Source organism: Helicobacter jaachi, assembly GCF_000763135.2.
Lineage (GTDB): Bacteria > Campylobacterota > Campylobacteria > Campylobacterales > Helicobacteraceae > Helicobacter_C > Helicobacter_C jaachi.
Genome location: NZ_JRPR02000006.1, coordinates 74,371 through 87,812, shown reverse-complemented (window position 1 = coordinate 87,812; position 13,442 = coordinate 74,371). Strand labels below are relative to the sequence as shown.

Below are 13,442 nucleotides of genomic sequence, written 5' to 3'. Positions count from 1 at the left end.
AGTTTTGTTATGTGCAAATGTGCTATAAGTGCGTGAAATTTATTTGAAAGGATTAATGATGATAGCACAGGTTACGCATTGGAGCGAGGCTGAACTCATAAAGGGCGAAGTAAAAGTAAATGTCCTAGCTCAAAATAACGCAAGCAAAGAAATCCAAATCGCTATGGGTGAGGGCGGGGAGATGAAAAAGCATAAAGCTCCATTTGCCATTAGCGTGCAGGTGTTAAGCGGATATATTCATTTTGAAGTTGAGAAAGAGATTTTTGAGCTTAAAGCCCTAGATATGATTAGTCTTGAGGCGAACATCCCTCATTCGCTTAAAGCCCTCAAAGATAGCATTGTGCGCCTAAGTTTGGCACATGGTGATAGCGTGCAGCGCGTAAATGCTGTGCTAAAGTAGATTCTGTAAGCAAGACCATGCGGCAAAGGCGATGGTAGAAAAGCCAACGACCGCATGCTCTGACCAATAAGACCACGCCACTTTTTTAAAAAGCAACAGCGTGGTATTTATAGAATCTAGCAGGTCGTTACTTTCGAGCACTACCTCAATGTAGTATTGTAATCGGCTACCTTTTTGTAGGGTGTTTCGGCTAATGGGAGCTTTTCACCTCGCACGCAGGCTATGCAGATTTTCACACACTGAATAAGCACAAGGCAGGTAACCACCATAAATAAAGCGCAAAGCAGCGCGTTAATGAGATTATTATGAGCGATGGTTGAGAATTTTGCCGCGCTTGCTATTAAATCTGCAGCCGCTTGCGTATCTATGGTATTTTGGGCTTCTTGTAGTGCTGCTGCAGCCTTTTGTGAGTTGATTTGCCATAATGCTATGTGGCTTACAGAATCATGCACTTTTTCACCATTGGCGGGCAAGAGTTTTAAGATTCCCGCATAGAGTGTGCTTACAAGCACCCAAACCGCAGGGAGAATAGCCACCCATGCTTGCTTTGCCTTGCCCATTTTGAAAAGCACAGCAATAACTGTGAGTAGAGCCATACCCGCTAGCATTTGATTTGAAACGCCAAAGAGTGTCCAAAGCGATTTTACACCGCCTTGTGGGTCTGTTACGCCCTGATAGAGGATATATCCCCAGCCAGCCACGCAAATAAGGGTAGCGACAATCCCCCAAAACATAGAATGAATGTTGCCGATAGGCTTATACACATTGCCAAGCACATCTTGCACCATAAATCGCCCAGCGCGTGTGCCAGCATCTACAGCGGTGAGGATAAATAAAGCTTCAAATAAAATAGCAAAGTGATACCAAAATGCCATAGAGCCTTGATTAAAAAGTGGCACTTGAGAAATGATAGTTGCCAAGCCTATCGCAAATGTAGGTGCGCCGCCCACTTTGCTAAGGATATTTTTCTCACCAATTTCTTGAGCGGTGTTTAGAATCTGCTCAGGCGTGATGACAAATCCCCAATTACTAATGGTTTGCGCAGCAACGCTTGCTGCTTCTGCTATGTCACTAATATTTTGTGTGTCAAGTGTTGCGGGAGCTACATTGATGGCAAAATATAAGCCCGGTGTGAGAATGACGGCTGCCACAAGAGCCATAACTGCTACGGCAGATTCCATAACCATTGAGCCATAGCCTACCATTCTTGCATGAGATTCTTTTTCAAGCATTTTAGGCGTTGTGCCCGTTGAAATAAGCGCATGGAATCCGCTAATGGCTCCACAAGCAATGGTGATAAATAAAAATGGAAAAAGCTGCCCACTAAATACAGGTCCTGTGCCATCGACAAATTTTGTAGTGCTAGGGAATTGAATATCAGGCGCAACTACTAAAATGCCTCCAGCCATAAGCACGATAACGCCAATTTTTAAAAATGTGCTTAAATAATCGCGTGGCGCAAGCAGAAACCATACAGGTAAAATAGCTGCAATAAAGCCATAAATAATCATTACATAAGTGAGTGTAACAGGAGAAAATGTAAAAAGTGCCGCAAGTTGTGGGTGTGCAGCTACATCTCGCCCATAATATAGCGCTAAAAGCAGCAAGACAAAGCCTATGATGCTTGCCTCGCCAATTTTCCCCGGGCGAAAAAAGCGCATATGAAGTCCCATATAAATGGCAATAGGAATAGTCATAGCGATAGTGAAAAGTCCCCAGGGAGATTCTGCAAGGGCATTTACAACCACAAGCGCTAGAATAGCAATGATGAGCATCATAATGCCTAAAATCCCTAACATAGCGATACTTCCTACACCTTTGCCTAATTCTAGCTTAATGATTTCGCCCAAAGATTTGCCATTTCTGCGCATAGAGATAAAAAGCACAGTAAAATCATGCACAGCACCAGCTAGCACTACGCCTACGACAATCCAAATCATACTTGGTAAATATCCCATTTGTGCGGCTAGGATTGGTCCTACTAGTGGTCCAGCTCCAGCAATAGCGGCAAAATGATGTCCAAAAAGCACGATTTTGTTTGTTGGCACAAAATCTCGTCCATCATTATTCACTACAGCAGGCGTGGCACGATTATCATCAAGGGCTAGCACTTTAGTAGCGATATATTTTGAGTAATAGCGATAGGCTATTGTATAAATACACACTGCGGCAACCACAATCCACACGGCTGAAATGCGTTCACCCGTATGCAGGGCTAGCACGCCAAAGCACCAAGCACCAATGAGTGCTACAACTGCCCACAATCCTATACTTAAGATTTTATTCATAAATGCTCCTTTACACAAATGAGATTGTTGCAATATCTAGTCTAAACATTTCAAACTTAAAGCTTTGATGCTAAGGCAAAGATTTAGGAATTTTGCGTGGTAATAAGAAATAAAGTAACCTTTTGCACTTATTTAAAGATTTTTGAATGCGTGATGATATACCGAGAATGATTTATTGTAAATTACTCACATTTATATTAAAAAATAATAATTATTAAAAAATATTTATTTTGTCTTAATAATTTTACTAATAGAATAAATACGCATTTAAACCAAATAAGGAGGAAAAGATGAAAGGCATTACTTTCATTACATCAGCAGTTATTGTTTGTGGGCTATCTTTGAGTGCGCTTAATGCGGCTAGCTCGCTTATTGATGAAGCAAAAGAAGCGAATTTAAGGGCATTGCCTAAAAATCAAGCAGAAGTTGATAATTTGCTCAAAGAAAATGGCATAAAAGCAAGCAAATTCACGCAAGCAAAGGCAGAGCTAGGCAAGAAGCTATATTTTGAGCCAAGACTTTCAAAAAGTGGCATTATTAGTTGTAATACTTGTCATAATTTGGGCTTAGGCGGCGTAGATGGAATCTCCGCAGCTATCGGACACAGATGGGCGATTAACCCCCATCATCTCAATTCACCAAGTGTGTATAATGCTATATTAAACACTACGCAGTTTTGGGATGGTCGAGCAGGCACACTTGCTGACCAAGCCAAAGGTCCTATCGAGGCAGAACCAGAAATGGCGACACCTGCTAAACTGGCAGTAGAGAAAATTGCCTCTTTGCCTGAATATGTTAAAGAGTTTAAGAATATTTATGGAAAAAGTGGCGTAAATTTTGATAACATCGCCGATGCAATCGCCAACTTTGAGCGGACTTTGATTACTCCTTCAAGATTTGATAGATTTTTAGAAGGTGATACAAAGGCTTTGAGTAAGGAGGAACAAGCGGGATTAAAGCTTTTTATTGATAAAGGCTGCACAGCTTGCCATAATGGAGTGAATCTAGGTGGTAGCATGCAGGCTTTTGAAGTGGCAGGCAAATATAAGTTTGCTAATGTGGGTGATTTTAAGGGCGATGAAAATGGTATGGTAAAAACGCCAACATTGCGAAATGTCGCGGAGACTGCTCCATATTTTCATAATGGCGCGATTTGGACACTCACAGAAGCGATTAAAGAAATGGGTAGCGTGCAGCTTGGTATTAGCATTACTGATAAAGAGGCAAAGAGTATTGAGGCATTTTTGCACTCTCTTACTGGGGAAAAGCCACAAATCACCTATCCACAGCTACCTATTTCAACTGCAAAAACACCAAAACCACAGCTTTAAGGCAGCTGGCTATCCTCTCCTTAAAGTCAAGGAAAGGATAGGCTAATGCCATTTTTAACAAGAAACTTTATAAAAACACTCCCTCTTTTTGTCCTATTACAGAATCTATGCGCGATAGATTATCAAGATACTAATCTGCCGACAAATATTACGCTAAATGGTGGGCAAAGAAGTGATACTATCACTTCAAGTCGCGGCAATGGGCAAGCCACAACTATAGGTTATGGGCGCAATCCTAATCTTAATATTAGCGGCACGCAAGGTTCGCAATATCAACTCCAAGTGCAAGATAGCACAACTACTTGGTATTCAGGTGGATTAAATATTGGCTCTAATATTCAAGCAGCGCTTATAGGCGTGCATACTTTAAGCATTGAAAGAAATGCTATCAATGTAGGCAGTGGAGCGAGTTTGAGTATTATCTCAAGTGGTAATACTATCAATGCACAGACTACGGATTATGGGGGAGATTCTAAAATACACTTTAGTGATAATACAAGGCTATATCTTGCGCAAAATGCAAGCGCGACTTTTAGCAATTCACTTTTTTTTATACATAATGGCACTACGACTTTGGAGCAAGATTCTAAGCTCAATATAGAATCTAAAGTGATTAGAATCCAAAATGCCATTCAAAATAATGGCGGTGAAATCACATTCACAGGCAAGGTGCAAAATATCGGTAGCAATTTAGGCGGCTATGGGAATAATAGTACATCAACTTTTGAAAATAATAGCGGCACTAGCACCATTAATGGTGATTTTTATAACGGCGGACAGGCAGATGTGGAAAAATGTCTCATTGCTTTGTGCGTATTTGACCCCGGATTTGGCGGCGGTGGGAATTTGGTCATTAATGGTGGGAAGGTTAGTATTAATGGCAGGCTTATCTCTACACATGGCGGAGATATGATGCAAGATGGCAGTATATTTAATGCGCAAAATGCAGAGATTAGAATCTATGGCGGCACGCTAGAGGTTACAGGTGGAGTTACAAATAATGTTGGCTCTACACTTAGATTTGGCGCGCGTAATGGCAAAATGGGGCAACTTGTGGGGAATCTTACTAACAACGCTGGAGCGATTATAGTTGATATTGCCGGAGCAGATTTAGGCACCTACACGCTTGTTACAGGCACAATTAGTGGCAATCAAACTTTAAGCATTGCGCATAATGATTTTATCCACACTACCCAAAATGCTAATGCTATTACGCTAAGAAAAAATCAAGCAGCCATAGATGCCTTTAGCGCTGGGCTTAGTGGTAATGAATCCGCTATTCTTAATGCGCTAGATTCTGGGCTTAATGGCAGAATCTACACTTATGGAAATAGTGCTTACCTTAGCCAAACGCTTGGAGAAATAAATAATAATGTGCGTGCTTTAAGCCTTAATGCGCCCATTAGCACATGGAATCTGCTTACAAATATTACCACGCAGCTGCACACGCAGCCAAAGCAAGACAATCTATCAATCACCCCGCTTTTTTCAAATGAGCGCGCCAATAATGCTAAAGGCACACTTTATGGCGCGCAACTAGGCTTTAGCAAGTATATAGGAGCGCATTTTTTAAGTGGTTTTGCAGCTTATGGGCTTTCAAATCAAGCAGACTCTATAATGGAAAAGCAAGGCTCCAATATGCTTGTGGGCTTGTCTAATACATTTAATTTATCATATTTTAAGCTTATGTTTATGGGACATTATGCTTATAGCACGCACCATACAAAGCGCACTACAAGCCTTTTTGCCACTAATGAAAGCGCGCAATTTAATAGTATATCTGCCAATGCGCAGTTTGGCTATCAGGAATTTGGTTTAAAGGCGCAAATGGGCTTGCCGCTTAGTTTAGCTCATAGTTTGTATATTACGCCATATGTAGGCTTGCAGTATAATCTTATGGCGCAAGGGGCGTTTCATGAAAATAGCACAGATGTATTGAGTATAGCTGCAGACGCCTATAGGGCAAATATGCTTAATATCGCTTTTGGCGCGCAGGGCAAGTATTATGTGAAAAATTATGCTTTATTTAGCGGCTTTGAGATAGCTCACGCCCTCTTAAAGCCACAAAGTATGAAAGTGTCTCTAAATGGGCAGCCATTAAGCTATGATTATGACAATGTGCTTAGTTATACGCTTTATGTGGGCGGCTCTGTGCCTTTGTATGGTAATTTGTATGTCTCTATTTATGGTTTGTATGCGCGCTCTTCATTAAATTTTAGCACTATTTCTGGTAATCTTAGTTTTATGTATCAATTCTAAAAGGAGTTTTATGGTAGAGATTTTGGCTCAAATCACACAGAAAAAAGCCCAAGAAATAGCCCAAAAAGGCTTTGATTTAGGTTTTGATATTCCAAAAGATAGAATCCACCCGCTCATTACACCACATTTTGATGATATATTTTTGATTGCCGAAATTAAGCGCGCCTCTCCATCAAATGCCCATATAGGCGAGATTAATGCACCTTGTGCGTTAGCAGGAGCATATCTTAATGGCGGGGCTAGTGCTATTTCTGTTTTGTGTGAGGAGGCGCACTTTAAGGGTTCTTTAGCAGATTTAATGGCGGTTAAAAATGCTTATCCTAACGCCTGCATTTTGCGCAAAGATTTTATTCAGTATAAGCAAGAAGTGGGAGTGAGCTATCGTGCAGGAGCGGATATGTTGCTTTTAATTGTGGCGATGTTTATTGATGAAAAAAATGGCTTTAGGGATTTTAAGGCAATTTATGATGAATGCTTGAAATATGGCATTACGCCGCTTGTTGAGGTGCATACGCAAGATGAAATTGATTTTATAGCCCCGCTTAAGCCCTTGCTCGTGGGCGTTAATGCGCGTAGTTTGCACACTTTTGAGATTGATATTATCACCGCCTGCACGCTAAGGAAAGCCCTGCCGCATAGCAAAGTGATTTTTGAATCTGGCATTCACTCGCCCTCATCTGCTTTCATGGTAGGCTCATTTGATTTTGATGGCTTGCTGTGTGGGAGTTATCTAGTCGCGCATGAAAATCCAACATCTGCCATTCAAGCGCTAAAATCTGCCCTAAGGCTCGGTAAAGCGCAAAAACCATCTTTTTATCAGTATATTTTTGCCCTATGGAAACAAAGGGAGGCTTGCGCGCATAAGCCCTATAAACCTCTTATTAAAATTTGTGGTATCACCAATCTTGATGATGCACTTTGTGTGGCGGGAGAAAGCATTGGTGGGGGTGTGGATATGCTAGGTTTTATTTTAGTGAAACAAAGTCCTAGATTTATAGAATCTAGACATATTAAGGACATTGCAAAGGCGCTAAAAAAGTGCTATCCGCATATTTTATGCGTGGCTGTAGTGAATGATAAACATTCGCTTAATGAAGCAAAGGCGCTGTATCAGCAGGGCTTTATTCATGGCATTCAGCTGCATGGATTGAGTAAATTAGAGCCGGCTCAATTTGCTAATATTTGTCTAAAAGAGGCACTTTTTTGCTTTTATGGGGTGCAAAATATTGCTACTTTGGAGGATTTTAATCCACATTATGAGGGGGCATTTTGCCTTGTAGATTCTCAAAGTGCGCAAGGTGGAGGGAGTGGGAAAAGCATTCAATTTGATGTATTAAGCAAGCTTAAAGAGCGCTATTTATGCATTGCTGGGGGTATAAATGAGAAAAATATCAAAGATTTTTTAGCACTTTGCCCCGCTATGCTTGATATTAATTCTGGCATTGAAAGCAGTGCAGGCAAAAAGGATAAGCATAAGCTTCAAGCGCTTTTAGAATCTGTAGCCACCATTTGCGCGCCTACCCCGCATACAAAGCACATATAAAGCATAAAAGGACAAAAATGAAAAAAATATTTATAGTATGGTGTGTCATCTGTGGGCTACTCTGCGCAGATTCTCAACACTTAAGGCTTATTATGGCTGGTGATGCGCTGCTGCATAATTCTGTGTATGAAGATGCTAAACAAATTGATGGGAGCTATGATTTTAGCTCCATGCTTGGCGCGCTTAAGATAGTCAAACAATATGATTTAGCCTTTTACAATCAGGAGACGATTTTGGGCGGTAGCGCGCTTGGTTTAAGCACATATCCTAATTTTAATTCTCCTCAAGAATTTGGGGATAATATGCTACAACTAGGCTTTAATCTCATCTCGCTAGCCAATAATCACACACTTGATAGAGGAGAGAAAGCTGTGCTAGCCTCTTTGGCATACTGGAGAGATAAAGATGTGCTAACTGCTGGGAGCTATGAGTCCTTTAGTGCGCGCAATGAAGTGAAGATTTTGGAAAAAAATGGCATAAAATACGCCCTCCTTGCCTATACTTATGGCACAAATGGTATTGCTTTGCCTAAGGGGAAAGAATATTTGGTGAATGTCTATAATACTAAAATGTTAAAAAATGATATTAAGCGCATACGCTCTAAGGTGGATTTGCTCATCGTATCGATGCATTGGGGGATTGAATATGATTTTACACCCTCTAAAGAGCAAAGGGACTTAGCCGCGTTATTAGCGAGTTTGGGCGTGGATTTAGTGATTGGCACGCACCCTCATGTTATCCAGCCTGTGGAGTGGGTAGGAGATACTTTAGTATTTTATTCGTTAGGAAACCTTATTTCAGGGCAGAAAGGCACGCATAAGCGCACAGGTATGCTAGGCAGTGTGGATATTATAAGGCAAGATGATGGGAGCATTAAGCTACTAAATCCGCGTGCAGAGCTTATCTATACTTATCATAATGCGCGCTACAGGGACTTTAAATTGATGTTTTTTGATGAGCTAAATGATAGCATTTTGCCTAGCTACAAAGAGATTTATAAGCAATATACGCACATTATTACACAAGGCAAAGATGAAATAAAAATCGGTCTTGAGTGAAATAGTAAGGCTTTAGGCTTAGCGCGCTTAGTTTATAAATGCTCAAATAAAATTTTTGCACTAATAAGAATAAGCACTATGCCGCCTACAAACGAAGCCTTATTCCCAAACCACTCACCTAGCTTTTTTATCCTGCCAATTCTTAGTCCCAGCATTGAGAGCAGGGCTGTAATTATACCAATCACAAGCACGCTTAAGATGAGGTGATTATTTAATAAAGCCAAGCTAAAGCCTGCTGCTAGCGCATCAATGCTCGTAGCAATAGCTAGTGGGAGCATATTGCCCACACTAAAGGGATTAGCCTCTAGCGCGTAGCTAGTATTAAAAGAATCTTTTATCATCTTTAGTCCAATAAACACGATGAGTGCAAATGCGACATAATGACTATACAACTGCACATAAGCAGTAAGCACAGCACCCAGCATATAGCCAATAAGCGGCATAAGTGCCTGAAATCCGCCAAAATAAGCAGCCACGATAAAGTAGTGCTTGATTTTAATTTGTTTAACACTTAAGCCTTTGCATATCGCTACAGCAAATGCATCCATACCTAGCGCACAGGCAAGCAGCACTAAACTTACAATATCCATCTTTAATCCTATTCCTTAATTTGCAAAGTCGCAATTCTACTTTATGCGCAGTATATTTTAGCTTATGGATTTATTTTTAAGATTTTTGGCACTTATGCGCGGCAAAGCAAAAAGTTAAATAAAATAGGCTACATTTATAGAATCTAACCTCTAAGGCAGTGTGATGAAAAAAGAAGCAGCAAGCCGATTATGGCGGCGATGGTGGGCTAAAATCAAAAGCCTATACAGGCGGAGTGATAGGGTTTTACACCTTTTAGTGGGTATGCCAAGCTATGATAAATACCTTGAGCATATGCGCATTCACCACCCTAACACGCCTCCCAAAACGCAAAAAGAGTTTTTTGCCCAAGCGCTTGAAGCAAAATACGGCGCAGGAAGTTCAAAATGCTGATAGCAAGGACATTGCAAGGTTTGCAACACAAAGGCGCTATCTTAGATTCTATAATTTCCGCGCTGTTGCTTTTTATAAAAAGCCGCGCGCATCTTACAAATGTAAGCAAAGCTCACATTAGCCCTCAAAGTATAAAGTTATAGCTGCTTTAAGCATCTATCAACTTATTTTTTGAGGTTAGATTCTATAATGTCCGCACTTGCACGGAGGTAGATTCTATAAAGTTTGTTCATGCGGAGTGAAGTGAATAGAGAGTGAATTCACGCAATGGCGCGTGTTTTTGGGCGTGAAACCCTCACCCTCGAAGACATGCCCCAAATGCCCTCCACAATTTGCGCAGACTATTTCTGTTCTCACACCATCTTTATCCCTAAGGCGCGTAACTGCACCATCTATCTCATCATCAAAGCTCGCCCAACCGCAATGCGAGGGAAACTTAGCGGTATGGTCATACAGCGGCACACCGCACTGCCGACAAGCATAAATACCACACTCAAAGTGGTTGGTATAAATTCCGCTAAAAGGAGCTTCTGTGCCTTTGTGCAAAATTACTTCGCTTTCTTGTGCATTAAGCGGAGGCATAGTATTATAGTGCTTTCTTGTTTGTTTCATACATATCCTTTTGGGCTAGCGTATTTGGCTCTATTCTAAGTCATTAAGCCTAACAATTTACATAAGAAAAGGAAAAAAATGAATAATGTGCAGATTTTGGTGCTGGATTTTGGGTCGCAGGTGACGCAGTTGATTGCTAGGCGTTTGCGTGAGGTGGGCGTTTATACTGAGATTGTGCCGTATTTTGAGAGTTTAGATTCTATAAAGGCGAGAAATCCGCGCGGTCTTATTCTTAGCGGCGGACCTGCTAGTGTGTATGAAAAGGGCGCATATAAGCCAGATAGCGCGATTTTTTCACTTGGCGTGCCAGTGCTAGGGATTTGCTATGGTATGCAGTATATTGCGCATTTTTTTGGTGGGCGCGTGGCTCGTAGCAGGAAGCAGGAGTTTGGTAAGGCAAGGCTGCATATTTTGGAATCTATAGAATCTAAACAAGATTCTAAAGCCTTGCAAAAAGACAAGCCCTTTGCGTTGTTTAAGGGAGTGCCGCAAGATTCTGTGGTATGGATGAGTCATGCTGATAAGGTGGAGAGTTTGCCACAGGGCTTTGTGGAGCTTGCAAGTAGTGAGAATACGCATTATTGCGTCATTGCGGATTTAAATCGCAAGATTTACGCGCTGCAGTTTCACCCTGAGGTCGCCCATAGTGCGTGCGGGACGCAGATTCTAAAGAATTTTGCGGTGGATATTTGCAGGTGCGATACTAGCTGGAATATGAAAAATTTTGCTACGCACGAGATTGCACGGCTTAGAGAAAAAGTGCTAGGAGTAGATTCTAAGATTATCGCTGCGGAAGCATCTTTAGGCGATTTTGTGGGTTGTCAAGGTGGCGGCGACGGGAGTTTATTAAACATAAATGACCGAGCCGCCACCGCAGACTCCCGCAAAAGCGACGTGCAGTCGCAAAGCGACAAACCCATACTTGCAAAAGAGGCAACGCAGAAAGTGCTGTGTGCGGTAAGTGGCGGGGTAGATTCAAGTGTGGTGGCGACACTTCTTTATAAAGCCATAGGAGACGCGTTAATCCCCGTGTTTGTCGATACCGGGCTTTTAAGAGCGGGCGAAAAAGAGGCGGTAGAAAAAATGTTTAAAGACAACTTAAAAGTGCCGCTAATTAGCGTGAATGCAAGCGATATTTTCTTGCAAAAACTAAAGGGCGTGACTGAGCCAGAGACAAAGCGCAAAATCATCGGCGAGACATTCATAGAAGTCTTCGAGGCAGAAGCCAAACGCCATAACAGCAAAGGCGAAATCAAGTTTTTAGCACAAGGCACACTCTACCCAGATGTGATAGAATCTGTGAGCGTAAAGGGTCCAAGCAAAACGATAAAAAGCCATCATAATGTCGGCGGACTGCCTGAATGGATGCGGTTTGAATTAATCGAGCCGCTGCGCGAGTTATTCAAAGATGAAGTGCGCCAGTTAGGGCGCGAACTAGGCATGCCAGAAGCCATGCTAATGCGTCACCCATTCCCAGGACCAGGACTTGCGATACGCATAATGGGCGAGGTGAATGCGGCTTCTTTATCGATATTAAGAAAAGCGGATTCTATATTTATAGAATCTTTGTGCGAGGCGGGGCTGTATGATAGCGTGTGGCAGGGCTTTTGCGTGCTTTTGAATGTGCGAAGTGTCGGCGTGATGGGCGATAATCGCACTTATGACAACACGATTGCCCTGCGTGCCGTGAATGCGAGCGATGGCATGAGTGCGAGTTTTTCGCATTTGCCTTTTGAGTTTTTAGAATCTGTTAGCAACCGCATAATTAACGAAGTTAAGGGCATTAACCGCGTAGTGTATGACATCACTTCAAAACCCCCCGGTACTATTGAGTGGGAGTGAGATTATGAGAGTTTTTGCAAGGTTTATTGAAAAAAATGGCTTTGAATATAGGCTTGATACACTGCTACAATTTGGCGATAGCTGGGATTTGCTAGGCAATATTGTTTTGGCAAATCCGGGTAGTGCTGCTCCTATAAATAAGGCAGAAAATACAACAAAAAAATTTTGGGATAAATATAGAAAAAATACGCAGTTTAATCCAAATGAGTGGTATGAGTTTAAAGCAGATTCAACAATGGGCTATGTAGAGAAACTTTTTAGCGGTTTTTATACGCACAAAGACAAGCAAATCTTAAATGGTATAATACAACTTTTTAATTGCTTTAATGTAAGAAATGCTAACTTAGAAGCGGCTATAAAAGATATTGATAAATACGATGAAACATTAGCTTTTAGTCAAAATATAGAATCTTATTTTAATGACAAGCCTGTTTATTTTGGCTTTTCAAAGGCAGTGCTTAATAATGAGAAATTAAAGAATATTGCAAAGAAAATATTTGATAAAACTCCGCAAAATCTTAAGCCTGAAAACATATACAATGCAGATTTTAATCAAAATAAATTTTATCATTTAGGATATATCAATAGGGCATATACTTGTGATAGAATATGCAGAAAATGTTTTATTTCCTTATTATAAAATTGTCTAGCAACCAAAATTAATAAGAAAGGATTGAAATGAATTCTAAATACAACACCATTATCCAAAAAATTCCTTTTATTTTTCAAATACTGAATTTGAGGAAAATTATGAAGCAAATACTATGAATCTTAATTAAAGAGAATGCATTTTCTTGGAAGTTTTCAAAAGAAATTTTATAAAAGTTTCAAGGCACTTACTTACTAGAATCTGCCATGACACTATTGAATAGGAGTAGATTCTAAAAAAGAATCTTTGTATTAGCAGATGATTACTTGAATTTCAATACTCTTAAGAATCAAAAACTTTTCTCATTAGATTAAAAATCACGATTAAAAATTTGGAGATTAGATTTAGGAGAGTGGCACGCCCGAAGGGAGTCGAACCCCTAACCCTCAGATCCGAAGTCTGATGCTCTATCCAATTGAGCTACGGACGCAGTGGCAAAATTGTATCAAAAAACCATAAAATAATCAATTATGCGCTAG

Annotated in this window: 11 protein-coding genes, 1 tRNA gene and 2 pseudogenes; 9 read left to right on the top strand and 5 right to left on the bottom strand. The window is 40.8% G+C overall.

What is annotated here, in order from left to right:
- Nucleotides 1–58 precede the first annotated feature (58 nt).
- On the top strand, nt 59–400 hold the full coding sequence (locus LS71_RS07565; RefSeq protein WP_034355712.1) for a cupin domain-containing protein: 342 nt from the start codon (nt 59–61) through the stop codon (nt 398–400).
- Here LS71_RS07565 and LS71_RS09465 read toward each other — a convergent pair.
- Together LS71_RS09465 and LS71_RS07560 are read right to left on the bottom strand one after the other, a co-directional pair.
- Entirely contained in the window at nt 392–541 is a 150-nt protein-coding gene (locus LS71_RS09465; RefSeq protein WP_194145679.1) for a hypothetical protein, read from the bottom strand. The genes LS71_RS07565 and LS71_RS09465 overlap by 9 nt on opposite strands.
- Complete coding sequence (locus tag LS71_RS07560) at nt 541–2,688, bottom strand: carbon starvation CstA family protein (RefSeq protein ID WP_034355715.1); 2,148 nt, start codon at nt 2,686–2,688, stop codon at nt 541–543. Before LS71_RS07560 ends, LS71_RS09465 begins: the two co-directional genes overlap by 1 nt.
- A gap of 290 nt (nt 2,689–2,978) precedes the next feature.
- Here LS71_RS07560 and LS71_RS07555 point away from each other — a divergent pair, with 290 nt between their 5' ends.
- Genes LS71_RS07555 through LS71_RS07540 form a run of 4 tightly spaced genes read left to right on the top strand, consistent with a single transcriptional unit; the run spans nt 2,979 to nt 8,879 of the window.
- Nucleotides 2,979–4,019, top strand: a complete 1,041-nt coding sequence (locus LS71_RS07555) for a cytochrome-c peroxidase (RefSeq protein WP_034355718.1) — start codon at nt 2,979–2,981, stop codon at nt 4,017–4,019.
- A gap of 45 nt (nt 4,020–4,064) precedes the next feature.
- On the top strand, nt 4,065–6,278 hold the full coding sequence (locus LS71_RS07550; protein WP_034355722.1) for an autotransporter domain-containing protein: 2,214 nt from the start codon (nt 4,065–4,067) through the stop codon (nt 6,276–6,278).
- A 10-nt stretch (nt 6,279–6,288) separates the two neighbouring features.
- The gene (gene trpF / locus LS71_RS07545; protein WP_052058104.1) at nt 6,289–7,821 is read left to right on the top strand and encodes a bifunctional indole-3-glycerol phosphate synthase/phosphoribosylanthranilate isomerase; all 1,533 of its coding nucleotides are present in this window, start codon (nt 6,289–6,291) and stop codon (nt 7,819–7,821) included.
- Nucleotides 7,822–7,838: 17 nt separating this feature from the next.
- A complete protein-coding gene (locus LS71_RS07540; protein WP_034355727.1) occupies nt 7,839–8,879 on the top strand; it encodes a CapA family protein in 1,041 nt (346 codons plus the stop codon).
- 32 nt (nt 8,880–8,911) lie between these two features.
- On the opposite strand, the gene LS71_RS07535 is transcribed toward LS71_RS07540, so the two are convergent.
- Complete coding sequence (locus LS71_RS07535) at nt 8,912–9,469, bottom strand: manganese efflux pump MntP (protein WP_034355730.1); 558 nt, start codon at nt 9,467–9,469, stop codon at nt 8,912–8,914.
- A 163-nt stretch (nt 9,470–9,632) separates the two neighbouring features.
- On the opposite strand from LS71_RS07535, the gene kcuS reads away from it, so the two are divergent.
- Complete coding sequence (gene kcuS, locus LS71_RS07530; RefSeq protein ID WP_052058106.1) at nt 9,633–9,860, top strand: KCU-star family selenoprotein; 228 nt, start codon at nt 9,633–9,635, stop codon at nt 9,858–9,860.
- 216 nt (nt 9,861–10,076) lie between these two features.
- Here the strand turns inward: kcuS and LS71_RS07525 are convergent, their stop codons facing one another.
- Nucleotides 10,077–10,442: a methionine-R-sulfoxide reductase gene (locus LS71_RS07525; protein ID WP_034355223.1), complete on the bottom strand. Its 366-nt coding sequence runs from the start codon at nt 10,440–10,442 to the stop codon at nt 10,077–10,079.
- 108 nt (nt 10,443–10,550) lie between these two features.
- Here LS71_RS07525 and guaA (LS71_RS09855) point away from each other — a divergent pair.
- The 3 genes and pseudogenes from guaA (LS71_RS09855) to LS71_RS07515 all read left to right on the top strand — a co-directional run.
- Nucleotides 10,551–11,234 (top strand): annotated as a pseudogene (gene guaA / locus LS71_RS09855) (glutamine-hydrolyzing GMP synthase); the annotation flags it as partial.
- Between the two features lie 111 nt (nt 11,235–11,345).
- Nucleotides 11,346–12,314 (top strand): annotated as a pseudogene (gene guaA / locus LS71_RS09850) (glutamine-hydrolyzing GMP synthase); the annotation flags it as partial.
- 4 nt (nt 12,315–12,318) lie between these two features.
- The gene (locus LS71_RS07515; protein ID WP_034355213.1) at nt 12,319–12,954 is read left to right on the top strand and encodes a hypothetical protein; all 636 of its coding nucleotides are present in this window, start codon (nt 12,319–12,321) and stop codon (nt 12,952–12,954) included.
- 362 nt (nt 12,955–13,316) lie between these two features.
- Here the strand turns inward: LS71_RS07515 and LS71_RS07510 are convergent.
- Nucleotides 13,317–13,393 (bottom strand) — tRNA-Arg (locus tag LS71_RS07510).
- Nucleotides 13,394–13,442: the final 49 nt, after the last annotated feature.